At 58.6% G+C, this 24,063-nt stretch carries 13 protein-coding genes; 9 read left to right on the forward strand and 4 right to left on the reverse strand.

Going from position 1 to position 24,063, the window contains the following annotated elements:
* Window positions 1–20 precede the first annotated feature (20 nt).
* Together ACM6JM_RS13060 and ACM6JM_RS13065 are read left to right on the forward strand one after the other, a co-directional pair.
* Window positions 21–521 (forward strand): CS1 type fimbrial major subunit, encoded by a 501-nt coding sequence (locus tag ACM6JM_RS13060; RefSeq protein WP_052266521.1) that lies wholly within the window; start codon window positions 21–23, stop codon window positions 519–521.
* Window positions 518–1,780, forward strand: a complete 1,263-nt coding sequence (locus ACM6JM_RS13065) for a hypothetical protein (protein WP_414882023.1) — start codon at window positions 518–520, stop codon at window positions 1,778–1,780. The genes ACM6JM_RS13060 and ACM6JM_RS13065 overlap by 4 nt, the downstream gene beginning before the upstream one ends.
* 68 nt (window positions 1,781–1,848) lie before the next feature.
* On the opposite strand, the gene ACM6JM_RS13070 is transcribed toward ACM6JM_RS13065, so the two are convergent.
* Entirely contained in the window at window positions 1,849–6,897 is a 5,049-nt protein-coding gene (locus ACM6JM_RS13070) for an NEL-type E3 ubiquitin ligase domain-containing protein (protein ID WP_414882024.1), read from the reverse strand.
* Window positions 6,898–7,048: 151 nt separating this feature from the next.
* Window positions 7,049–10,192 (reverse strand): transglycosylase domain-containing protein, encoded by a 3,144-nt coding sequence (locus tag ACM6JM_RS13075; protein ID WP_414882025.1) that lies wholly within the window; start codon window positions 10,190–10,192, stop codon window positions 7,049–7,051.
* A gap of 314 nt (window positions 10,193–10,506) precedes the next feature.
* Between ACM6JM_RS13075 and ACM6JM_RS13080 the strand changes: the two genes are divergently transcribed.
* The 5 genes from ACM6JM_RS13080 (at window position 10,507) to ACM6JM_RS13100 (ending at window position 18,922) form a co-directional block, all read left to right on the forward strand.
* Window positions 10,507–13,686 (forward strand): dermonecrotic toxin domain-containing protein, encoded by a 3,180-nt coding sequence (locus ACM6JM_RS13080; RefSeq protein ID WP_103386699.1) that lies wholly within the window; start codon window positions 10,507–10,509, stop codon window positions 13,684–13,686.
* Between the two features lie 301 nt (window positions 13,687–13,987).
* Window positions 13,988–15,409: an amino acid permease gene (locus tag ACM6JM_RS13085; RefSeq protein ID WP_103386698.1), complete on the forward strand. Its 1,422-nt coding sequence runs from the start codon at window positions 13,988–13,990 to the stop codon at window positions 15,407–15,409.
* Window positions 15,410–15,581: 172 nt separating this feature from the next.
* On the forward strand, window positions 15,582–17,087 hold the full coding sequence (locus tag ACM6JM_RS13090; protein ID WP_414882026.1) for a glucosyltransferase domain-containing protein: 1,506 nt from the start codon (window positions 15,582–15,584) through the stop codon (window positions 17,085–17,087).
* Between the two features lie 108 nt (window positions 17,088–17,195).
* Window positions 17,196–17,570: a GtrA family protein gene (locus ACM6JM_RS13095; protein ID WP_414882027.1), complete on the forward strand. Its 375-nt coding sequence runs from the start codon at window positions 17,196–17,198 to the stop codon at window positions 17,568–17,570.
* Entirely contained in the window at window positions 17,567–18,922 is a 1,356-nt protein-coding gene (locus ACM6JM_RS13100) for a glucosyltransferase domain-containing protein (RefSeq protein ID WP_414882028.1), read from the forward strand. The genes ACM6JM_RS13095 and ACM6JM_RS13100 overlap by 4 nt, the downstream gene beginning before the upstream one ends.
* Window positions 18,923–19,121: 199 nt before the next feature.
* Here the strand turns inward: ACM6JM_RS13100 and ACM6JM_RS13105 are convergent, their stop codons facing one another.
* Both ACM6JM_RS13105 and ACM6JM_RS13110 read right to left on the reverse strand, forming a co-directional pair.
* Entirely contained in the window at window positions 19,122–20,741 is a 1,620-nt protein-coding gene (locus tag ACM6JM_RS13105) for an FMN-binding glutamate synthase family protein (protein ID WP_039765795.1), read from the reverse strand.
* A gap of 36 nt (window positions 20,742–20,777) precedes the next feature.
* Window positions 20,778–21,578 (reverse strand): helix-turn-helix transcriptional regulator, encoded by an 801-nt coding sequence (locus ACM6JM_RS13110; RefSeq protein ID WP_011335770.1) that lies wholly within the window; start codon window positions 21,576–21,578, stop codon window positions 20,778–20,780.
* A gap of 125 nt (window positions 21,579–21,703) precedes the next feature.
* Here ACM6JM_RS13110 and ACM6JM_RS13115 point away from each other — a divergent pair, with 125 nt between their 5' ends.
* On the forward strand, window positions 21,704–22,519 hold the full coding sequence (locus tag ACM6JM_RS13115) for a carbon-nitrogen hydrolase family protein (protein ID WP_414882029.1): 816 nt from the start codon (window positions 21,704–21,706) through the stop codon (window positions 22,517–22,519).
* A 213-nt stretch (window positions 22,520–22,732) separates the two neighbouring features.
* Window positions 22,733–24,058, forward strand: coding sequence for an APC family permease (locus tag ACM6JM_RS13120; RefSeq protein ID WP_103387021.1), 1,326 nt, complete (start codon window positions 22,733–22,735; stop codon window positions 24,056–24,058).
* Window positions 24,059–24,063 lie beyond the last annotated feature (5 nt).

Raw genomic sequence — 24,063 nt, forward strand, 5'->3', positions numbered from 1 at the left:
ACGCAGCAGGTAACAAAGACATGAACAAACAATGCGCGCGCCTGGCGCTGATGGTCGCCGGCAGTCTGATGAGTGCTCTGGCCGGTGCGGCCCGGGAAGAACACGTCTTCGAAGTGTCGCTGACGATTCCGAGCCGGCCGTTCTACATCATTCCCAGCGAACCGGACTGGGTGCATCGCACGCAGCAACTGCACTGGGACTATCCCTCCGAAACTCTGAGCACCCTGAGCAAGCATTTCGACGTGCGGCACGACACCAGTGCAATCGAGGCGCGTCTGGACAGCCCCGCCTACCTGTCGAACGGCCGCTCGGGTGAAGAGATCTGGCTCAAGGTCAGTTTCAATGGCGTTGTGTTGGGACCCGAGGTGCCCCCGCGAGAAGTGGTCTCGAAGGAAGACGCGGCCATCGGTAAACGGGTCCTGCTGGAAATCGAACCGGTGAAGCCCGCCGGTGGGTATCGACCAGGAGACTACAGCGGCAATGTGATGCTGCTGTTCAATGCACGGGCACCCGGCGCATGAACATCACCCGACTCCCTTTATTGTTCGGCCAAAGATTTTTAACGATGAATAGATCCACAGCAGGGATAGGCCTGGCTGCGCTGCTGGGTATGTCAGTGACGCACGCTGCGAATCAGGAAATCCGGGCGGTGTTTCAACCCGACCCATCCAAACCCGGAAAAAACATGTTCATCAACACGACGCCGAACAGCGGCTATTGCGCAGATTATCCCGCGCAATGTGCGGCCAATAAAATGTTCAGTATTCGTACGCCGCTGATTTTCCAGGCCATTCGTTCTCTGATGCCCGGTGATGAAGTGTCGTTGCGTGTCCCTTCCAACTGGCGTCAGGCGGTGGTGACCAACCGGGATACACAGGAGACAGCCATCGTGGAGGTGCGCATGATGGGTGTCGGTTCCCAATACTATCTGAGCGATCCGGCGACCAGTCTGGTCGGGGTTTCTGACCCGGCTGAGGCCCATGGCTTGCTGTGGGGGACTAACTGGGCCAACGCAGCCCCCCCCTGTCAGAATTCCGGTGTCGGTTATTACACCGCCACGACCTTCGGCTTTTTCTGGAAAACGCCGGTCGAGGCAGCCTGCGTCAAAGCCGCTGCCTACCGGATTCCGTCGATGGCGTTTTCCACACTGGATTTCGCCTACGAGTTGCGTACACCCAATCCTCTGACAATGTCCACCGGGCAATACACCGGCTCGATACCTTATATCCTTGGCTCGGGTGGACAAATCGACTTCGGCCCTTTGTTGAGGCCCGTGGACAGCCACCTGATGCTGGACTTTGTTCTGGATGTGCAGCACACCCTTAAAGTCGACCTGCCACCGGGCGGAAACAAGGTCTCGCTGGAGCCTCAGGGTGGCTGGCAGCGCTGGCTCGCCAACGGCAGCCGTCCTGCGCAGATCTACCGTGACCAGAATTTTTTTATCTCCGCCTCCGCCCCTTTCAAGGTCATGATGAAGTGTGATTCCTTCCAGGTTTTCGGACCCGATTGCCGCCTGGTCGGAGAGTCGGGCGCCACCTGGGTTCACACACTGCTCAGTCTGCCCGGCGGTATTACCGGGCCTGGCGGAGTACCGGTCAGGAATGTGCCGTTGATGAACAATGCCTGGGTGGGGCCGTTCCAGCCCGGCCACTACGTGGAGCGCAAGTCGGGCAACCTGCGGTTCGAGATGCCTCAGGAGGCCATGGATTTCATGTTTCGTCCCGGCGTCAAGGGTACGTACAAGGGGGACATCACCGTCATCTGGGATTCGGAAGTGTAGGCACAGGGTGTTGCCCCGGGAAGGCCTTGGCAACCGGGCCTTCCGGAGGCTGGGCGGGCTGACGTGTATCAGATGCCAGCCCGGGCCATCGCTTCACGCGTCAGTTGTCTGCTCAGTTCCCGTTCCTGATAACCGATGTCCCGTTGCCGGCTTTCGAACTCTTCCTGACTCATCTCCTCGCCGGTCAGCACTTCATCCAGCGGGACGGACAGTTTTTCGGCCAGTTTGACAAGCCGCTTGAGCACGTCCGTCGGTTCCTGACCTTGGCTTTGCGCTTCCTGCCACTCCTTCGTCAGGGACAATAATTCCAGCTTGTCCTGATGAAGCTCGGTGTTGCGAGCGAAATCACTCGGATATTGCTTGCGCAGGTATTGCTCCCAGAAGGGTTGCTCGATCATCTGGTTGACCAGACCGTCGCCCGCTTCCGCGTCGATGATCGTAGCGTATGCCTGATCGATGGTTTTATCCGTGACGCCGGCTGTCGGGCGAAAGTTCATGGCTTCGGATTGCCATGGCAGTTCCAGGCGTTTGGCCAGCCCGGTTTCATAAGCCAGGTGGACCTCGACCTCATCGGGATTGCCTCCTCTTTGCCGGATATCGGCCCGTGCAATCCCGGTGACTTGCTCAAGGCGGGCGGAGCCTTTGGCCAGTTTCACCAGCTTGCCTTCGACTTCGTCAGCGCTGACTGAAAAGTGCCGGGCCTCCGAAGCCAGCACCTTCACCCCCATGTTGTTGAAGAGCTGCGCACCGGCATCTGCGCAACCTTCGGGTTCGGTGGACATGAGGAACAGTTCTTCGCGTAACGGGGTGTCGATTTCAATGGCATTGACCATGCGCCAGACACGATCGGTGAGTTGCGCTTTCGCACGGCCTCCCTGCTTGTAGTCGGCCGATCGAGTAAGTCCTTCCAGCACGGTGAAGAAGCCGAGGGAATCGGGTTCGTTCACCAGATAGTGCCAGGCCTCCGGTCGATAGGCACCGGTACCGGGAGATTCGCTGTACATCGATGCATCGCTGGGCGGTATCCACATCAACATCAGATCTTCGGCGGGCTGCTGATACCTTACCCTGGGACTCATCCCCACTGATTCGCGGTACAGTCCGTACGACTTGCGTACCTCTGGCGTAAGCTTTGTCCGATCGACCCGGGTGCGGGCAATGAGAAAGGCCTTGTCCGAGCCCGGGGCAACTTCGGGAATCGAGTGGAGCCGGTTTTTCAGCAGATCGAGGAAAAAGCCCTTGGGCCTGGGATGGCTGAACAGCCCCGCCGGCCAGGCGGTGATATTCGTATTGGCCAGGTTCAGCACCTTGAGTTTCGGCATATGCTGAATGGGCGGCGAGTCGCCCAGGGGATTGTTGTCCAGCCTCAGGGTTTCCAGATGCTCGAGGTTCTGCAGCTGTTCGATGGCGGGCGGAGTCAGTTCGATCATGTTGTCACTCAGGCGCAGGGTTCTGAGCTGACGCTGTTGGCCGATGCTGTCGGGCAGCGTTCTCAAACCGCAGTTTCTGGCGCTGAGCTGCTGCAGATTGGGGAAGTCCTTGAGCAGGCCGCTTGGTCCGGGTGAGAACTGCTGGCGATCCAGATTCACCGTAGTGACTTGTTGCAGAAAGGGTTTGAGATCATTCGGCATCTGTTTCCACCAGCGCTCGAGGTCGCTTGGCAGGACTTCCGTGGACAGGTCAAGGGCATACCCGTCTTCCAGACTGGAGCTGCGTTCACCGAAAACCTCGGACTTTCGGTCGAAACACTCCATCAGGCGCTCCGCGATGAGCCTGCCACCCTTGCGCTCGTAATCCCAATAGGCGTCCGGCAAGCGTCCGCCGTCATCCGGGTCATAGTCCCGCAGATAACGCTGGCGCCAGTTCTCGAGTTTTTGCTTCAGCTCCTCGCGCTCCTGTTTCAGGCGTGCGATTTCCTGATGCGGGTCGCCTTTGGCATGCAGTGAGCGGGTGAATGCGGCCACCTCGTTTTCATCGAAGTGCGGATACATCTCCTGCACTTTGGTTTCGACGGTTTTTTCCGCGAACGGCCAGACCTTCGACAATCCCGGACCTCGTAGCAGCAACTCGGTGTCCCGTGGCACAACGGCGCGCAGGGGGGGGCGGGCGAGCAGAGTCCGACGTTCGGTCGGGGGGGCGGTTTTGACCGTGACCCATTGTCTGAACATTTCTCCCTGGTCAGTGCGATAGCCCAGCGCAGCACGTTTGTCTTCGGGCAGGGCCAGCAGGACAGCTTGATAGAAATCATCGGCGTCATGCTGCTTTCGCTGAGCGGCATCCAACACTTCGTAGCGGCCGCGATCGTCTCTGATCAGCGTGCGCACGGTGCCCGCTTCTTCGGGGCCGGTGCTGGAACGTAGTGGCCCGTCAGGGGTTCCGTCCCGGACTTCGATACGCAAGTCGCCGAAGGTGTCGGTGTGAATCTTCAGGGTATTGAGGATGAGCCGTTCGGTATCCGGTACCAGCAGCGCGGGTTCGTGCAGGCCCTCGACGGCGCGCGTCGCACGGGTTTCGAAGGCGCTTTCACGGGCCATGTTCTTCACGCGCAGCGGAATACGCTGTTGTTCGGCGATGATTTGCCGCTCGCCATCCGTTGCCCGTTCCAGCAATGGACGCGCCACCGAGGACGGCAGTTGTGGAAATTCGCTTTGCAGCAGGTGCACCTGTGGATCGTCGGAGCGGTCCTGAAGACGGTATTGGTAATCGAAAATCTCGGGTGTCCGGGTTTCCACGGCGTGCGCCAGTTTGTCCCGCAAAGCCTGGACCTGCCGGTCGCGGGGATAGGGACTGCCCAGCAGGGCAGTCATGTCCTGTTCACTCAAAAACGCCGTCAGTCGCTCCGGCAGTCGGCCGCTTGTCATGTCCGCCAGGCTGATGTTCAGGGTGTTCTCAGGCGTGACGCCTGAATGGCCGTACTGGCGAAAGGCGCCACTGAGGTCCGCGTTTTCATAGACTCTCAAGCCCTTCTCGACGGGCCATCCCGGCAAGCTTGGGGCAATGGTCTCGAACCAGAACGAACCGGCGGGCAGCGGCTGTCCGGTGCGCACCAGGTGGCTCAAGCCACGGGTACGTTCCCAGGTCTTGAAGCGGGTGAGGGTGTCTGCCAGCAACGGAGGCGGGGCGGCGTTTTCGACGTGCATGCGACGCAGCGAGTCGTCGGAGGTACCGCTGATGCTGCGCAGCTTTTCCAGTTCGGCGGGGTTATAGCCCTCGGTGGAGTGCCCCAGACGCTGCATCAGTCGCGATCCCTCCCAGTCTTGCGGCTTTTCGCCTTCCAGAGTCCAGGCCCCCTGGCCGTTATGCCGGGCTTCGGGCCAGTAGGCCTGGGCGCGTGTCGGGTGAACGATGCGATGCGTCTCGCCCTGCGGGTCGAGTTGCACTTCGTAGTGTTTGCCTTCGATGGGCAGGAAGGTCTTGCCCGAATGACGATGCAGGCCAAGTGCATCGGGTTTTGATGTCTCTGGCAGCGCCAGGCCCGGTTGCTCGTAGGGCGTGAGGTCGGGGTGCCACAGGCGCGTCTTGCCGTCGATCGAACGCACCGGTTTCATATTCTCGACCAGGGGCGACAATTTGAGCCGGAATGCACTGCCGATGTTCGAGCCGGCGTGGAATGCCGCCAGTTGCAGGATATCGGTGATCACACCCAGCACATGCTCGCCGAATTCGGCGTAGTGCCCCTGAATCAGATCCCCTACCCCTTCGATCGCTTCGTTGATGATTTGAAACGCGGTATAGGCCAGCATGGCTTCGCCCAGCAATGGCACGAAAGGGGTCACGACCAGCAACGCCACACTGAAGATGTCGGAAGCGATTTTCTTGAAGTTTTCCCACCAGGCCCAGCGTGCGCGGCTGTCTGCGTCCGCTGTGGACACGGCGATGACTCGGGCGTCGTTGAGGATCTTGTTGAGTTGTTGCTGGTAGAGGTAAGTCCACAGCGGTTCAGTGATCGGGGGCGCGCTGAATTGCAGTTGTGGTTTGTCCACAGGCGTTTCACGCCAGGAGGGGCGGGGATCGCCTCGTTCCTTTGGATACCATTTGATGTAAGTGAGCCGCTGTTGAAGGTCGGCGAAGAAATGGCCGCGCTGTTCGTGATCGACGAACTGACTGAAAAACTGGCGATACGTGATACCGCTGGACTGCGCGGTCTGGTTGTCTCTCAACTGGCGGCTCAGTTCCTTCATGAATTCGATCGTCGAGGGGTACTCCTTGAGCGGGTGTTCGGGATCCTGTGGCACGTAGGCGATCATTGTCTGCGAGTGCTGCTTCTGATCGGGATCGGGTCGGATGATCAGGATCCCGGTGAAGTTCAGGTCCATCATGCCCAGCTCGCACACCTTCATGGCTTGCTCGCCCAGCTTCAGGTGCTCCTGACCTTCGAGCAGGTCTCGAATGAGCAAATGGGCCTGCCGGCCGATATCTTTTTTGGCCAGCGCAATGTGCGCGGCTGCCTTTAGGGCCGCTTGCTGACTGCGCTGGACTTGCAGTTTCAGAAAAGCCTGGGCGACCGGCTCCCTGTTGAGCAGATGTTCTTCGAGGTGGGCCTTGTATTGCGCACCGATATCCAGCTCCCGACACAGTGACTGGAACTGGCTCACACTGATGATTTTGTCGATCGGTGAAATATCGAACAGCTCACGGGCCGCATCGGTCTTTTCCAGGAACGCGGAGTGTTTCTCGAATGTTTCGTCGTAGGCAAAGTTGTGCAGTGCTGCATCCAGCAATGAAACTGTTCTTGCGGTATAGCCGGGTATAACTTGAATGGCCCACCAGCTGCTTTCCCGGGAAACGTATAACCGCAGATAAGTATTTTTTACGTCGACATCGATGTTGAATTTTTCAAGCAGCTTTGCCTTCAGCAAAGGTTCGGCGAAAGCCTGAATGTCCTTCAGTTTTGCGAGTGTATTGTCGATCGTGTTTTGTGCATTCCAGGCTTTCCTGTTGGCATTGTTCATGCGTTCCAGGTGCTTGGGCGGTGCTGCGCTTATCCACTTTTCATTGCGCAGGGGCACTCGCCTCAGTGCGTGACTTCGATGCAATTGCATATCGAGAAAAACGGAGTCGATGTTCGACTTAATCAAGTCGTAATGTTGCCCTTTGTTTTCAATTGTTGCGGTCATTGCTAAAGCCTTGAGTCAGTCGGAAGTTTCAAGGCTAACGTTCGGGGGCGGGAATGATTAGTTTAAAAGCTGGTTGTACAAGTGCGGTTTTAATAGCGGGTCCGATTGAATATTGGAATGTTTAAAACATATAAATAACACCCGGGCGTTTTCAATCCGGCACAGAGGCGCGCGCATTCAGGGAAGCCACTCTCGATGCCTCGGGCGGCAGACATTGCGAGTCGCTGCCCGGTTGCAGATAGGGCATCAGAATCGGCGCCATGCCCTTGAGCACCTGCACCGGCAGGGCCGAGGTGAATTTGAAGTTCTCCGCCGAGCGCCCCGGCACGAACGCGGTGAGCGTGCCGAAATGGTGGTCGCCGATGTAGAACACGAAGGTCGCGGTGCGGTTGATCGACTTCGAGCTGAGAATCCGCCCGCCGGAGCCAATCGCCTCGATCCGGTTGTCGCCTGTGCCGGTCTTGCCACCCATGACCAGCGGTGTTCCATCGTTCAGTTTGAAACTGCCGGAAACACGTTTGGCGGTTCCCGAGTCCACCACTTGCGACAGCGCTTCGCGCATCGCCGTGGCGACTTCGGGCGGCATCACCCGTTTGCCCACATGAGGGTCATTGACCAGTTTGGTTTCGTAAGGCGTGCCGGCGGCAAAGTGCAGGCTGTCGATGCGCAGGGTCGGCATGCGCACACCGTCGTTGAGGATGGTGCCGATCAGCTCGGCCAGCGCAGCGGGGCGGTCGCCGGAGCTGCCGATGGCGGTGGCCAGCGACGGCACCAGATGATCGAACGGATAGCCGACTTTCTGCCAGCGCTGATGGATCTCGAGGAACGCCTCGATCTCCAGCATCGTGCGGATCCGGCTGTCACGGGCACCCTTGTGCCTGCTCTTGAACAGCCAGCTGTAGACTTCCTGACGCTCGAACTGGCTGGCCTTGACGATGTCCTTGAAGGTCGCGTCGGGGTGGTTGAGCAGGTAGCCGATCATCCACAGGTCCAGCGGGTGAACCTTGGCGATGAAACCCTGATCCGGCAGGTCATAGGTGCCGGGGCCGTAGGCCAGATAGAGCCGCTCCAGGCGTTCGTCGGTGAGTTTTTCGGTGAGCTTGGCGCCTTTCAAATGCGAACGCACGAAGCTGTTGAAATCCTCCTGGCTGGCGTTGGGCAGCAGGTAACGGTGCACGGCAGCCATGCGGATCGGGGTCGGGCGCATGCTGTCGAGGAAGGTGTCGAGCCGGGCCTGGGTGTCCTTGTTGCGGTACTTCTTCCAGAACTTGAGCAGGAACGAGGTGCCTTCGCGGTCGGCGAACGAGGCGAGGTATTCCTGACGTCGCGGGTCGCGGTCGTCCTTGAGCAGCTCGGCGCTGTTGTTGGGGCCGGAGTAGGTGGTGTAACGCACCAGGTCACGCATCAGACGAATGAACGGCAGGTTGATCGACTCACGCAGGGCATCGCGCAGGGTCGGCTGGCGGCCGTTGTCTTCCTTGCGAAAGTTATGGAACGTGTGCAGCCCGCCACCGGTAAAAAAAGCTTCGCCGGGACTGGCTGAGTATTTGCGATCAAGAGCTGCGCCGAGCAATTTCGACAGGTCGCGATCCTTGTTCTGGATCAGGTAATCGACCACCCACCGGCTCAGGCGATCCTGTTCCGGCACGTCGACTTTTTTCAGTTCCTGCACGGTCATGGCGCCGTACTTGTCATGCAGCTCCGCGATGATTTGCAGGTAGGTGGTCAGCACCCGCATTTTCGCCGTGGAGCCCAGTTCCAGCTTGCTGCCCTCGTTGATATCGAACGGTTGGTCGGTGCTGTCGGTCTGCACCCGCACGCGCGAGCCGTCCGGCGTCAGCTCGAACAGGGTGAAGCTGTAGCGCACCTGAGTGGTGCTGGTGGGCGTCAGCAGGCGTTCGCCCATCAGGCCGACTTCGGTCGCATAGGCCGGGTCGGCCAGTCGTTTCAGATAGGCGGTGGCCTGGGTTTGCAGTTCGCCTTGCAGGGTGCTGGTGGCGGACAGGTCGAGGCGGTCGAGGTCATACAGCGGACGGTTGAGCATCGACGCCAATCGACTGCGGGCGACACTGATGCCTTTGTTGGTTTCGATTGGCTGGATCGTCGGTTGGGTCTGCCAGTCGCGATAGCTGATGGTGCTGGCCAGCGCCGCATCGGCCAGGGCGGCGTCGATCACGCCGTTCTGTTTGAGCAGGCGCAGGTGGCTGTTGGTCAGTTCGACCAATTCTTCGCGGCCCTTGGTCAGGTAATGCGAAGGGCGGCGCTGGGCGATCATCAGCGAGAGCATTTCGCGCAGGGCCAGGCCCTTGTCCGCCATGGACTGCGGATCGGTCGCCGAGCTGGAGAGTTTGCGGTTGGCCTCGTTGAAATCGGCGCCATACCAGACCCGCAGACCCTCGGCCATGCCGTGCACTTCGCCATGCCCCGGCACGGCCGACAGCGGCACGCTGTTGAGGTAGTCACGAATGATGTTCTGCCGTGCCGGCAAGGTGTCCGGGCCGCCCTGATAGGCGCGCACGCTGGCGGAAATCATCTGGCGGATCTTCTCCGCACCGGACACCGTCAGCCCGTCGGGCGAGTGGCGGTATTTCTCAAGCTGGGTGGCCAGGGTACTGCCACCGGCCGACTGCCCCGGCAAGTGCAGCAACTTGGCGACCTGCGACCACGCGGCCATGCCGAAGCGCGGCCAGTCCACCGCCGGGTTGGCCAACGGTTGTTTTGGATCGAGCAGAAAACGGTTTTCGATGAACAGCAGGCTGTTGACCACCACCGGTGGAATCGACTCGAAACTCGCGTACAGCTGTTGCGGATAGTTGTACTGATAGAGCGGCGCGGCGCGGCAATCGGTGATCGACAGGCCGGCCTGGATCTTCTCGGAATAGGGCACGAACAGGCCCTTGTCGGTGTAGTTGAGCAGGGCCGGAGAGAAGCGCGTCTGCTCGGTGATCACGTAGTTGCGCTTGATCAGCCGTGGCAGGAACTCGTCCAGCGAGCTGTACCCCAGACGCAGGTCGAACGGCCCGTTGCCCGGATAGCGGATCGCTTCGCTGGGCCCCGGCTGCAATTCGTATTTGAGTTTGGCGGCGTACTGGCTGACCTCGCGGGACTGAAAACGCGAGGTGCGCATTTCCTTCATCGCGGCCAGGCCCACGACAATCGCGATGATCACCACCAGGAGCCAGAAAGCCTTCCACCCGTGCCGGTTGCGGCGGGGTTTTTCAGGTAAAGGCGCTTCATCCACACGTTCAGTCGGAACCACTTTTTCACTCGAATCGGTTTGCCACAAAGCGCCCATAGTCGATTGATCCATTCACGCAGATTGATCGGACTTGACTGAAGCTTAGTCGCTGGTTGGCGTCGGTGAAAAAATTGTGAAGGTCATCGAGCGGAGACGGGATCGAGCGACGGGGCGGTGAGGATCCGAGGCGCACAGGTATCGTCGCGTCTGTATCGGGAAACATAACAAGCTGAGCAAAAAGTTTCTGACTGACGCTCGCCAATCTGGAAAAAAGTTGTCTGGATTTGCAATTAATTGATGTGTTTTTCAAGTGTCAAATTCAAGTTGGGTGTTGTTTATTAAATGCTCATTTCTTAAGTTGGAGTTTCATCGTGGGTACGTACTTCCGGTCTTTTGCACGCTTCGCGCCTGCAGTAATTAATAATGTTGAAAGTTTAACCGATGAGTATTCGGAAGTGGTCCTGGCAGCAATTCCACCCGCGCTTGTTAATATGTCGAAGTCCAATCTTGAGATGTTGAAAAAGATTACACCGTCGACACCTGATTGGCTGAAAAGCGCTTCGCCTCAACAACGGGCGGAGGCACGCAGGGCCATAGAGGAAAGCGTGGCCGCGCACACTGCATTCAGTGCCCTGATGGACCAGGTCAAGTCCCCGGAGGCGTTCGCCGAGCCACTGCTCAGGGCGAAGCTGAAGGACGAGACGGGATTTGATATTGAGCTGCAGAACTTTTGGCTGGCATTCTCTCCTTCTTCGATCCCCTCTTCGCATCCTCCGACTGAACGTTACACGTTTTTGCAAGCAGCCCTTCACAACTTCGATGAAGAAGAAACGGACTTCAGGTCATTTTCCCGTATCGGTTGGGAAGCCTATCAACCGACCGATATGCGGATCAGTGCACTTCGTTTCATCGAATTGTGTCGAGAGCTGGATGTCGGCCAGCTTTATCAGGCCCATATCCGGCAAGCACTGAAGCTGGATGATGCGACGGGTCTTAAAACGCTGAGTGATGCCTTCACTGCTTATCAGAGCGCTTCGTTGAAAGCGTCAAGTCATGTTGCTGTGCTCAAGGGCGATATTGAGGCCAGACATCATCGGGCCCTGCTTGAAGTAGCTGACGGCAAAAAAGATGTGAAGGTTGACGGCAAGTCTCTCTGGTATCGCGGCATTAGCTTCATGAATATGCCATTGGAAGGTTGCGCGATTTTCGAGATTGCCGATCCGGAAGACGATAGCGTTCTCGATAAATTGCTGCCAACTGTTGATGGATTCTGGCCAAACGACTTGATCGTCTGGATTCCTGATGATCCCGATCATCCGCTGAAACTTTATCCGAAGCTAACGGCACTCAAGTCTCAACTTGTCAGCCAGTTTGTGCGCAAGCCTCAGGATGAAGAGGCCGACCCGCAAGCACCGACCGACTATCAGGTGTTTTTTAGCCGCTTCGTAAAACATAAAGACCGGCCGAAGTTTTTTTCCAGCTTTACCGAACTCGTCACTGCGAACGGTCCGAAAATCCGTCGTCAAAAAAAGGAGCCGGACTTTCTCCTGCAGGAGCTGATAGTGAGCCCTTCAGGCGATCGCTGGGATACGAGCCTCGACATCTGGCAGGTATCTTTCAGACGCTTCAGGCATCGATTATTGGCTGATGCACGCAGTGCCGCTGTGCCTACCGCTGACGCTGATGCTCGCGGGCGCCGTGCCTGGCTTTCACAACTCCTGGACATTGGTTTGATGGCGTTGAACCTGGTGTCTTTCGTGGTGCCCGCAGTCGGGGTTCTGATGCTCGGCGTCACGGCGATTCAGCTCATGGATGATGTTTTGGAGGGAATTGAGGATTTGAGCCTCGGCGACCGGGAAAACGGTTGGCAGCTCATCCACGGGGTTCTGGTGAATCTGGCGATCATGGGGGCCGGGGCCGCGTTGATCGGGAAACTTGCATCGGGAGGCCGCACGGAGTTTTTGCCGATCGAACTGGAAAATGGACAGAAACGGCTCTGGAAACCAGACCTGGCGGCTTACCGGAGCAAAGTGTCGCTGGCCGATGTCGAGCCCAATGCTCGCGAGCAGTTTCTCGTCGCGAACAAACTGTATGTACGCGTCGAAGGACACGTTTATGAAAAACGTTTCGATCCAGTAACCAACGCTTGGCGCATCGTCCATCCTCGCAACCCCAACGCTTATCAGCCTTTGCTTTCCGAAAGTGCAAACGGCTGGAATCACGGCCCGCACCGCCCCGTACCGGCACTGTCGCCCGAACTCCCCCCCGTTGCGCCCGTTGACGGGCACGTTCTAACGGGCGAAGGGGCTTCGCTTGACGTCGCTCCCGCACATCCCCCGGCGGTGTCGGGCATCGATAACCGAGTCAATGCCCGATACGCGGTCGAGGAGTCGCTGATTCTTGGACTTCAACCGGCCAAAGGTGTTTATCGCAGTGTCGACGGGCAATGGTGCTACATCCGCAACATCGACGATGCCGGCGTCGTCTCGGTGTATCGGATCCGTGATTCGTTCAATCTCAACGCCGAGATCATGGACGTCAACATTGTTGATCCGCAGAGTAATCGTGCGACAGAGCTGCGCCTGCGCGAGGTCGCGCCCGATCAATGGCAACCTCTGTCGTTGAGAGGGGGGGCCAGGCCTGACAACTTACTGGCTAAAATAGCTGCTTTCGAGCGCAAGCAACTGCCCAACGGTCTATGGGAGCCGAAAATCCTAGTGGTTTCCCTGTCCGACACGAGGTATTTGCCAAGTGATTGGGGGCCCATGCATGAGCTTCCGTTTTCCATCGAACCGACCAGCATTCACCAGGCACTCGAGATGTCCGAGTTGGGTCGACTGCCTGTTGCAACCGACTTGATGGAAGGCCCCACGGGAAAATTGTCGCCGGGAATCGCGTCGCAGCTCGACATGCGAGAGGGAGGGGGCAGCTTCCTGTTTACCATGCAGCGCATGAAGTATTCCGGTGCCGTCGAAGGGGAGTTCAATGCACTCAAAGTCATCGACCTTGAGGCGGGCGAACGCCCTGAGGGTACGAATGCGATTTCTGCGTATTGGTCGCCGCAGGGAGGCTACGTCGATGTCCCCATTCACCCTGGATGGGGGCAACCGGATCATGTTTTCACACCCGGTTTCAGCGGTTGCTCCCTGGTGGTGGAACAGATGGATGAAAACCTGCTTCGGGTCCGGCATGTCGAGGCCAGCCATGAAGCTGCCCAATACGTCGATCTGGCCCCGCAAGAGCATGGATGGGGGCTGAGTGCCGCCATGGAGCTTCCGGACTACGGACTCCGTCTGGACCAGAACGGCAATCCCGACTCGATACTGACGGGCTTCGCCTTCATGAAGTACGACCGAACGGCTCGCGTCTGGAAACTGCACTATCAATCCAATCAAGGGGCGACCGCCATTGCCCACTATTCGAAGGAGCAACCGGGCTGGTTTTCCCGTCCCGATACGCTGGTACGAGTCTTTGGCCGGACGAAAGTCTTGAAGATCAATACCCGGCCAGTGACGACCATCGAAAGGTCTGTCGCACCGGCCGGCCTGTGACGTTGCACCATTGCTGTGCAATACTCGCCGGCCATTTGCGCGGTGAATAATCCTCGAAATGCAGGATGGTTTGTCTCGTAAACCTGTCAATCGACGAGGTTTACGTCTGAATCAGATGCCTTATAGAGTGAAAAAACCTGTCGCAAGCTTTTTATACTGCACGCCCCGCTGATCCCGCAGGTTGCTTCTGCGGGACGGTTCTGCCCACGAAGCAGGGCCGGTTCTACCCCAGGCGCAGGCTTATCGGCCGACGCTTGAACACTCGGTGGTCACATCCAATAACAAGACGAGGAAGTCCCCCATGCCAGTCGGCAATCACCCGCCCCATGGCGAAACCGCTCAAGGCGGCCCGCTCAAACGCGAACTCGGTGAACGGCATATTCGCCTGATGGCGCTCGGCGCCTGCATCGGTGTCGGTCTGTTTCTCGGTTCGGCCAAGGCCATCGAAATGGCCGGCCCGGCGATCATGCTCTCGTACATCATTGGCGGTCTGGCGATCCTGGTGATCATGCGCGCCCTCGGCGAAATGGCCGTGCACAATCCGGTTGCCGGCTCCTTCAGCCGCTATGCACAGGATTACCTCGGCCCGCTGGCGGGCTTTCTCACCGGCTGGAACTACTGGTTCCTGTGGCTGGTAACCTGCGTCGCCGAAATCACCGCGGTGGCGGTGTACATGGGCATCTGGTTCCCCGATGTCCCGCGCTGGATCTGGGCGCTGGCGGCGCTGGTCAGCATGGGCTCGATCAACCTGATCGCGGTGAAGGCCTTCGGTGAATTCGAGTTCTGGTTCGCCCTGATCAAGATCGTCACCATCATCGCCATGGTGCTCGGCGGCATCGGCATCATCGCTTTCGGTTTCGGCAACGACGGCGTGGCGCTGGGGATTTCCAACCTGTGGGCCCACGGCGGCTTCATGCCCAACGGCGTGACGGGCGTGTTGATGTCGCTGCAGATGGTGATGTTCGCCTACCTCGGTGTGGAGATGATCGGCCTGACCGCCGGTGAAGCGAAGAACCCGCAGAAGACCATCCCGAATGCGATCGGCTCGGTGTTCTGGCGGATCCTGCTGTTCTACGTCGGCGCGCTGTTCGTGATCCTGTCGATCTACCCGTGGAATGAAATCGGCACCCAGGGCAGTCCGTTCGTGATGACCTTTGAACGTCTGGGCATCAAGACCGCCGCCGGCATCATCAACTTCGTGGTGATTACCGCTGCACTGTCGTCGTGCAACGGCGGCATCTTCAGCACCGGGCGCATGCTCTACAGCCTGGCGCAGAACGGCCAGGCGCCGGCCGGTTTCGCTCGCACCTCGAGCAACGGCGTACCGCGTCGCGCGTTGCTGCTGTCGATCTTCGCGCTGCTGTTGGGCGTGCTGCTCAACTATCTGGTGCCGGAAAAAGTCTTCGTCTGGGTGACTTCGATTGCCACCTTCGGCGCGATCTGGACCTGGGTGATGATCCTGCTGGCCCAGCTGAAATTCCGCAAAGGTCTGAGCGCCAGCGAACGGGCCGGCCTCAAATACAGAATGTGGCTGTATCCGGTCAGCTCGTATCTGGCACTGGCCTTCCTGGTACTGGTGGTCGGCCTGATGGCGTACTTCCCGGATACCCGCGTGGCACTTTATGTGGGCCCGGCGTTCCTGGTGCTGCTGACCGTGTTGTTCTACGTGTTCAAGCTGCAACCAAGCGATGCGTCCCAGGGCGCGGTGCGTTCGGCTTCGTAATTCGTTGTTATGGAACCCTGAAAGCCCCGGTCGAAAGTCCGGGGCTTTTTCGTTGGGGGCAAGCTTGAGGCCGCTGGTCTGAAAACGCCGCAAAAAACGACTTCTGATTCAGAGTCATGTTCGAAGGTTTAGCTACGTTGTTTCCAGCGCAGCCGTGAACAGAGGCGCAGGTATGAGGATCAGCGATTTTCTCGTACGAGAACTCGGCCGCCGTCAGGTCGTGCTGTTCTTCCTGCTCGCCACGCTGCTGTACATCCTGCCGCTGATCCTCGCCGACTTCCCCTACATCGACGACAACTGGCGCACCCTCGCTGCCGGCAACGCCTGGGCGGGGCAGGGGCGGTTGTTCATGGACTGGCTGTATCAGGCGCTGAGCGTCACCGGCGCTGCGCCGAATATTTTCCCATTGCCGCTGTTGCTCGCCACGGTCGCCATGTCGTTCGCGTTGACCCGGCTGACCTTCCACTATTTTCCCGAACCGACCCTGGCCTGTTGTCTGGTGGTGTTGCCGCTCTGGTACAACCCGTTCCTGTTGCAGAACCTGTCCTATCAATACGACGGCGCCGGCATGGCCCTGAGCCTGGTCGCGGTGATTTATGCAATCACCTTTTGCGGCGCTTCACGCATTCAGCGATGGCTGGTGCCATCGGTGTTGCTGGCGCTGGCGATCGGGTTGTATCAGATCAGCCTGAATGTGTTTCTCGGGTTGTGCTGCCTGGAATTGCTCAGGAATGTTCACCGGCGAGTGCCGTGGGATGAACTCTGGCACCGGTCGGGCTGGCGGCTGGCGCAACTGCTGCTGGCGGTGTTGATTTACAGCGTCACGGCTTATCCATTCACTGACGCCGGACGCACGCAATTGCTGAATGCGAGCGCTGACCCGTTGCTGCAGATCGGCGTCAATATCGGTCGGGTGATGGAGAAGGTTGCGCTGCTGTTTCACGGCGGGTACACGGTAGTTTTTATTGTTTTGGTGCTGTGCGCCGTGTTCGGCGCCGTGCAATTGGGGCGGCATATTCGTGAGCGCAAAATGTCCCGCGCCAAGGACTTGCTCCTGAGCTTCAGCTGCCTGCTGCCATTGCCGCTGATTGTGCTGCTGGTGCCGGGCATGACGCTGTTGTTTCGCGATTTCAACGAAGGCGCGCGCACCTTGATGGGGTTCGGCGTATTGCTGATGTCGCTGTTCTATCTGGCCTGGCTGGGGTTGATGCCGCTGCATCAACGGTTGCCTTTGATGCTGGCGATTCCGCTTCTGGCCACGCTGTCACTGTCCTTCGCTTATGGCCGGGTGCTGACGATGGAAAAAACCTTCGCCAGCAGTGCTCTCTACAGCCTCAGCCACGACATCTCGTCCCATCGCGAACTGCGCGAAGCCAAACGGATTTATATCTCGGTGACGTACTCCGACCGCTGGCTCGCGGGGGCGCAGGGCACCTTCCAACGGCTGCCGGTGCTGCGCTACCTGCTGAACGTCGACTATTTCATGCTCGCCGAAAACCTGGCCTCGGCCGGTATCACCAACGTGGTCGCCGAGCGCGAACGTCGCAACGCGACCCATGTCGGCCTGATGGGCTATCCACCCTTGTTGGAAAGCCTCTATTACCGCCTCTACCTGATCGGCGACTACGGCTTCATCGTCATGAAAGAGCCGCCCCACGGGCGGTTATTGCAATGGTGACCGTTGGTCAGAAACCAGCGCCTACCTGTAATTTCTGACAGTAGACCGCACCCGTACCTTGCCCTAGCGTGAAAGCTCCGCCCGTTGCAGTGACAGCAAGGATTCACGATGAGGATCTTGTGGAAAGGATTTCCCGCCCAAACGGCAATCGGCCTCGCCGCAACGCTGGTCCACTGGCAGGTTTTTTTCGTACTGACCAGTGCGGTTCAGCTCGATCAGGCGGCCAGCAACTTCGCTGCGTTTTGCATCGCCGCATCCTTCGCGTTTTACATGAACGCGCTGTACACGTTCGAGACCGGAACGTCGGTGCTGGCGTACCTGATGTTTATCAGCGTGATGGGGGCGTTGAGTTACGGCACAGGCGTGATCGCCGATGCACGGAGTCTGCCGGGGCTGGTGACGGTGTCGGTGTTTTCACTGCTGGATCTGTTGCTGGGGTACTGCTTTTTCCGGTTTGTGTTGTTTCGGGGGCGGCAGTCATGAAAAGCGCTTCTGCTAATGCGAACGAACACTTTCTGAGCAGGCCCTGGAGCGCACAGGAAATCTATTTCTTTTTTCAGATAGCAACCTTGCTGCATGTTTTTCCCATTTTGTTCGCCGACTACTTGTACATCGATGACCAAGGGCGATCGATGCTCGGAATCAAGGGCTGGACTGAAGACGGCCGACCGTTGGTGGAGTTGCTGTATTCCGTTCTGACATTTTCCTCATCGTTGAATATTTTTCCATTACCGTTACTCATTGCCACCGTTGCCATGTCTTTTGGACTGAGGCGACTGGTCACTCACTATTTTTCTACTCCGGGGTTTGTTGAGTGCCTAGTGGTTTTACCCCTGTGGTTCAGTCCGTTTTATTTACAGAACCTTTCATATCAATATGACGGGCCGAGCATGACGTTGGGCCTGGTTGCAGTGATTTATGCAATCACTTCAAATCCGGCATCGGCTGTGGGGCGGGTAGTACTCTCCGCGATATTGATTGCTCTGGCGCTTTCTTTTTATCAGGTGTGTCTGAACGTTTTTATCGGTCTGGCGTGTATCGATGTCTACCGCTGCATGATCTCTGGTACAGCGTCTGAAGTGCGGAAGGAACTCTTGCTGAGAACCGGACAATTGGCAGGGGGATTGCTTGTTTACTGCTTGAGTTCGTATCAGTTGATAAGCGGTAGCCGTCAGGGATTTGTCGAGATTGATAATTCCACGGTGAGAGAGTTGCTCATGCGAATTGATACTTTCAATCAGCACATGTTTCTTCTATTCAATATTGGCAATGTTTGGTTTTTTTCGTTGCTCATCTTTGTTGCAGCTTTGTGTTTTGTGCTCACGGGGTATCGTTGTGTCGCTCGACAGGAGGGCGGCTGGGCCAAGTCGAACACGTTGGTGTTGTACCTGATGACATTGCTCGGGGCTGTGTCTGCGATTTATGGCATCGGACTTCTCGTGCGCTATCCAAACTTTGGTGCGCGGAATCTGATGGGGTTTTCTTCTATGTTGGTTTTTTTGATGTTTTTGAACCGACAAGGATTGATGCAAGTAAACCGATACCTGACATACCTGTTGGTCATTCCGATTGCTTTTATGCTTAGCTTCTCTTTTTCCTATGGTCGGGTCATGGTGGCGAAAAAACAATTCGAACAAGTTGTCGTTCAGAACCTAAACTATGACGTTGTTTCTCATGCAAATCTTCGAGCTCTGGAGCGGATCAATTTAATCGCCGATACCCGTTATTTGTGGATTCCTGGTGCAAAAAAACAATTGATGCTTCACCTGTGCTTCCTTACATACTTGGTCTGGATTTTATCTTGCTGCCAGAAAATATGCTCAGGGCTGGACTGACAAATGTTTTTGGCGGTGTAAAAGACGAACGCGATACAGTGGGGTGTGGGACGTGTCAGCAAGTTCTAAGTAATCGCTATTACGACATCTACATATTGGACAAAACCGGTTATGTGTTTATGAAACGCTGGAATGAGGTGAAGGATTCCGATCACCTCTGATCCAGCGTTTTACCTTGAAGGAAGGTACATAGATTCGGCTACGCAGCCATTCCATCCTGCGGCTCAAAACTGTCCGCCCGCGCCATCTGCCACATCCGCGAATAGAACTCGCCGTTCACCTCTCCGGTGAGCAATTCCCCCGGTTTCAGGAACACATGCAGCTGCGAGAACAGTTTGATTTCAGTGGCCGACATGCGCCGCACCAAATGCTTGGCCGACAGTTGCGACGGATGGTCGAGGCCGGCGGCAGCGAGCATTTCTGCCAGGGCCTTGAGCGTATTGCGGTGGAAGTTGTAGACCCGCTGGGCCTTGTCCGGCACCACCAGCGCGCGCTGGCGCAGGGTGTCCTGGGTGGCGACGCCGGTCGGGCATTTGTTGGTGTGGCAGCTTTGCGACTGGATGCAGCCGATGGCGAACATGAAGCCGCGCGCCGAGTTGGCCCAGTCGGCACCGATGGCCAGCACGCTGGCGATATCGAAAGCGCTGACGATCTTGCCGCTGGCGCCGAGCTTGATCTTGTCCCGCAGATTCAAGCCCACAAGCGTGTTGTGCACGAACAGCAGACCTTCGCGCATCGGCACGCCGATGTGGTCGGTGAACTCCACCGGCGCGGCGCCGGTTCCGCCTTCCTTGCCGTCGACCACGATGAAGTCCGGCAGGATGCCGGTTTCCAGCATGGCCTTGGCGATGCCCATGAATTCCCACGGATGGCCGAGGCAGAACTTGAAGCCCACCGGTTTGCCGCCGGACAGTTCACGCAGTTGCTGGATGAAATGCATCATCTCGATCGGCGTGGAGAAGGCGCTGTGGCGCGATGGCGAGATGCAGTCTTCGCCCATCAGGATGCCGCGGGTGTCGGCGATTTCCTGGGTCACTTTGTGCTTGGGCAGAATCCCGCCGTGGCCGGGTTTGGCGCCCTGGCTCATCTTGATTTCGATCATCCGCACTTGCGGGGTCTGCGCCTGGGCGGCGAAGCGTTCCGGGTCGAAGCGGCCGTCGCTGGTGCGGCAGCCGAAATAGCCGCTGCCCAGTTCCCAGGTCAGGTCGCCGCCATGTTCGCGGTGATAGGGGCTGATGCTGCCTTCGCCGGTGTCGTGGGCGAAGTTGCCGAGTTTCGCACCCTGGTTCAGCGCGCGGATCGCGTTGGCACTGAGGGAGCCAAAACTCATGGCCGAGATGTTGAACACCGACGCCGAGTACGGCTGGGTGCATTGCGGGCCGCCGACGGTGACGCGGAAACTGCTCGGGTCGCTCAGCGGCGCCGGGCGCATTGAGTGGCCGATGAATTCGAAGCCGGACTGATAGACGTCGATCAGGGTACCGAACGGTTTGTCGGCGGTTTCATTCTTGGCCCGCGAATACACCAGCGAACGCTGGGCGCGGGAGAAGGGCAGGGCGTCGCTGTCGGATTCCAGCAGGTACTGGCGGATTTCCGGGCGGATGCCTTCGACCAGATAACGGATATTGCCCAGGATCGGATAGTTGCGGCGCACCGCGTGCGGGCTCTGCAGCAGGTCGAACAGACCGATCAGGCTCAGCACCCCGGTGACGGCGGTGATCGGCCACAGCCAGTCATGTTCGAGAAAGGGCAGGCTGGCGAGGGTGAACATCACGCAGACGGCAAAGAAGGCGTAGCGGCTCAGGAGTGACAGGCTCATACGGTTTCCTTGGTTCGGATGGTTTTTTTGCGGCAGTCAGGCGTTCTGCGCCTGTAGAAAGATCGAAAACAGCTCCGACTGGGATTTGATCCCCAGCTTGCTGTACATGTGTTTCTTATGGACTTTCACGGTTTCAACAGAGATTTCCAGCTTACGGGCGATTTCTTTACTGGAGCAACCGCTGAGCATCAGGCGCCCGACATCCAGTTCCCGGGCGGTCAGTTGCGCGCCCTTGAGCTGCTGCACCGACGCTTCGAGCTGCACCCGCCAGTCCGGTTGCGCAGGCGCCGGGGCCAATGCCACGGTTTCGTTGATTTCATAAGGCAGGCGCTGGCGCAACAGGCCGAGCACCCACGGCTGGATCAGTGACAACAGGGCAATCTGCTCGCCGGTGAAGCGTTGCTGGCTGCCCAGCGACAGGCACAGCGTGCGGTCGCCCTCGAGCTGGCAATTGAACTGGATTTCGTCGGCCACCACATTCAGACGAAAGTATCGCTGGTAATACTCGGTCAGTTCGAAGTGCTCCGGCGCGACCTCCGACAGGCGATACAGCCCGGTGCGCGATTGTTCGCGGCAGGCGATGTAGAACGGGTCGAGCAGGTACAGACCGCGCAGGTAGTCCTGAAACAACTGGTCAGGACTGCCGTCTGCGCCGGGGCATTCGGCGAACACCTGCGGGTGGCGGTCGGCGCTGAACAGCAGCGCCACCCAGCTATCGAACGGCACGTACTGGTCGAGCAGGCGCACCAGTTGCGCCCAGAAATTCGGCTTGTCGAGGGCGTCGATCAACTGCCCGACGGCGCGGTGCCAGGTGATGTCGTCAAACGAAAGAGTCATGCCTCTACCCCTATCGGGTTACCCCGGCCGCGTAATTCCCTGGCCGGTCGAATGCGAAGCATACTGGCCCACAGACAGCCGCCGGGCAATCTTTCGGCACCCGGCGCTCATAACAAGGACTGCCCATGAAAGTCGAACTCGCCCAACTGGCGGGCCGTGACAAAGACACGGCGTACAACCTCGAACGCGCCCTCGCGGCGATTGCGGCCTGCGCCGCCGACACGCAATTGATCGTATTCCCCGAGACCCACCTGATGGGCTTCCCGACCGCCGACACCGTGGCGCAGATCGCCGAGCCGCTGGACGGCCCGACCGTCAGCGCCGTGCAGGCCGCCGCCCGCGAACGCAACCTTGCCGTGGTGATCGGCATGGCCGAGAACGACAACGGCCACTTCTACAACACCACGCTGCTGATTACCCCCGAAAGCATCGCCCTGAAATATCGCAAGACCCATCTCTGGGCTTCGGATCGCGGTGTGTTTGAGGCCGGTGACCGTTACGCCACCTGCCTGTGGAACGGCGTGCGGGTCGGTCTGCTGATCTGCTACGACATCGAGTTTCCGGAATCGGCCCGGGCCCTGGCGCAATTGGGTGCGGAGTTGCTGATCGTGACCAACGGCAACATGGACCCGTACGGCCCGACCCACCGCACCGCGATCATGGCCCGGGCCCAGGAAAATCAGGCGTTTGCGCTGATGGTCAACCGCGTGGAAGCGGGGGATGACGGGTTGATGTTTGCCGGCGGCAGTGCGCTGGTGGATCCGCTGGGTACGGTGCTGTTCGAGGCCGGGCGTGAAGAAGGGCGGTTCAGTGTCGAGCTGGATTTCGGCCAGCTGGAGCTGGCGCGCAAGGATTATCGGTATCTGGATGATCAGCGGTTGAGGTTGCCGGGGGAGGTGGTTGAACACGCCTCGGGAGTACGTGAGCTGCTGATCCCTTGACCCGTTGTACCCGATCGTTCCCACGCTCTGCGTGGGAATGCAGCCCGGGACGCTCTGCGTCCCAAGAGCGGACGCGGAGCGTCCATTGAGGCATTCCCACGCAGAGCGTGGGAACGATCAATCTCCAGTCGAACAAAAAAACAAGCAACACCCGAAACATTCGCCGAACTCGGCCTCTGCCATAAATCCAATAAAATCCGGAGTAAGTCGCCCATGGCTCGTTTGCAACGCACCCTTTCGCTAGGGTCGGTGGTGCTGTTCGGCATCGCCTACATGACGCCGATCATTGTCCTCGGCACGTTCGGCATCCTCGCCCAATCCACCGCCGGCATGGTGCCCGCCGCGTATCTGGCGGCGCTGGTGGCGATGTTTTTCACCGCCATGAGTTACGGGCGCATGGCCGCCGCGTTCCCGGTGGCCGGCTCGGCCTACAGCTATGTGCGCAAGGCCATCAGCCCGAAACTCGGCTTCATCGCCGGTTGGGCGGTGCTGCTCGATTATCTGTTTCTGCCGATGGCGATCTGGCTGATCGGCGCCGCGTACCTGGCTTCGGCGTTCCCGTCGATTCCGCAGTGGATCTGGGTGCTGGCGTTCATCGGCATCACCAGCGCGATCAATATCATCGGCCTGAAACTGGCCAACGGCATCAACGCCTTGCTGATGCTGGTGCAGTTTCTGGTGCTGATCGCCTTCGTCGCGCTGTGCGTGCATTACGTCGGTGGTGATGCCAGCACGCCGCTGTGGTCGATCAAACCGTTCTTCAACGGCGACATGCAGATGCCGCTGATCATGAGCGGCGCCGCGATTGCCTGCTACTCGTTCCTCGGCTTCGATGCAGTCAGCACCCTCACCGAAGAAACCCGCGATCCGCGCCGCACCATCCCTCGGGCAATCATGCTGATCACTCTGATCGGCGGGCTGATTTTCGTCGGTGTCTCGTACTTCGTGCAGATCGCCCATCCGTCGTTCCAGTTCGACAGCGTCGACTCGGCGGCCTACGAAATTGCACGCAACATCGGCGGTGATCTGTTCGTGTCGATCTTCCTGATCGGCCTGATCGTCGGTCAGTTCGCCTCGGGCCTGTCGGCGCAGGCCAGCGGTTCGCGGCTATTGTTTGCGATGGGCCGTGACGGTGTGCTGCCCAAGTCGTTCTTCGGCACTTTGCACGAGCGCTTCGGTACGCCGGTCAACAGCATTCTGCTGTGTGCGGTGGTGGCTTTGCTGGCGCTGAAACTCGACGTGACCACCTCGACCTCGTTCATCAACTTCGGCGCGTTCCTGGCGTTCAGCCTGGTCAATCTGTCGGTGATTTTTCACTATTGGATCGGCGGGGATAAAAAAGGTCTGCGCGAACTGGTGCTGTTCCTGGTCTTCCCGTTCATCGGTCTGCTGGCGGACTTGTGGCTGATGGTCAGCCTCGATCACCTGGCGGTGTATCTGGGCCTGAGTTGGCTGGCGATTGGTGTGCTGTATCTGGCGGTGCTGACCGGTGGCTTCCGTCGCCAACCACCGGAGATGGACTTTCAGGAAGCGGCCTGATCAGG

Source organism: Pseudomonas sp. IT-P2 (assembly GCF_949767575.1).
Classification (GTDB): Bacteria; Pseudomonadota; Gammaproteobacteria; order Pseudomonadales; family Pseudomonadaceae; genus Aquipseudomonas; species Aquipseudomonas pharyngis.

Bases quoted from the DNA above. Each gene is read 5' to 3' on its own strand.
- ACM6JM_RS13070 (WP_414882024.1), bottom strand. From the start codon at position 6,897: ATGACCGCAACAATTGAAAACAAAGGGCAACATTACGACTTGATTAAG.
- ACM6JM_RS13100 (WP_414882028.1), top strand. From the start codon at position 17,567: ATGAAAAGCGCTTCTGCTAATGCGAACGAACACTTTCTGAGCAGGCCC.
- ACM6JM_RS13095 (WP_414882027.1), top strand. From the start codon at position 17,196: ATGAGGATCTTGTGGAAAGGATTTCCCGCCCAAACGGCAATCGGCCTC.
- ACM6JM_RS13105 (WP_039765795.1), bottom strand. From the start codon at position 20,741: ATGAGCCTGTCACTCCTGAGCCGCTACGCCTTCTTTGCCGTCTGCGTG.
- ACM6JM_RS13085 (WP_103386698.1), top strand. From the start codon at position 13,988: ATGCCAGTCGGCAATCACCCGCCCCATGGCGAAACCGCTCAAGGCGGC.
- ACM6JM_RS13065 (WP_414882023.1), top strand. From the start codon at position 518: ATGAACATCACCCGACTCCCTTTATTGTTCGGCCAAAGATTTTTAACG.
- ACM6JM_RS13060 (WP_052266521.1), top strand. From the start codon at position 21: ATGAACAAACAATGCGCGCGCCTGGCGCTGATGGTCGCCGGCAGTCTG.
- ACM6JM_RS13110 (WP_011335770.1), bottom strand. From the start codon at position 21,578: ATGACTCTTTCGTTTGACGACATCACCTGGCACCGCGCCGTCGGGCAG.
- ACM6JM_RS13075 (WP_414882025.1), bottom strand. From the start codon at position 10,192: ATGGGCGCTTTGTGGCAAACCGATTCGAGTGAAAAAGTGGTTCCGACT.
- ACM6JM_RS13090 (WP_414882026.1), top strand. From the start codon at position 15,582: ATGAGGATCAGCGATTTTCTCGTACGAGAACTCGGCCGCCGTCAGGTC.
- ACM6JM_RS13115 (WP_414882029.1), top strand. From the start codon at position 21,704: ATGAAAGTCGAACTCGCCCAACTGGCGGGCCGTGACAAAGACACGGCG.
- ACM6JM_RS13120 (WP_103387021.1), top strand. From the start codon at position 22,733: ATGGCTCGTTTGCAACGCACCCTTTCGCTAGGGTCGGTGGTGCTGTTC.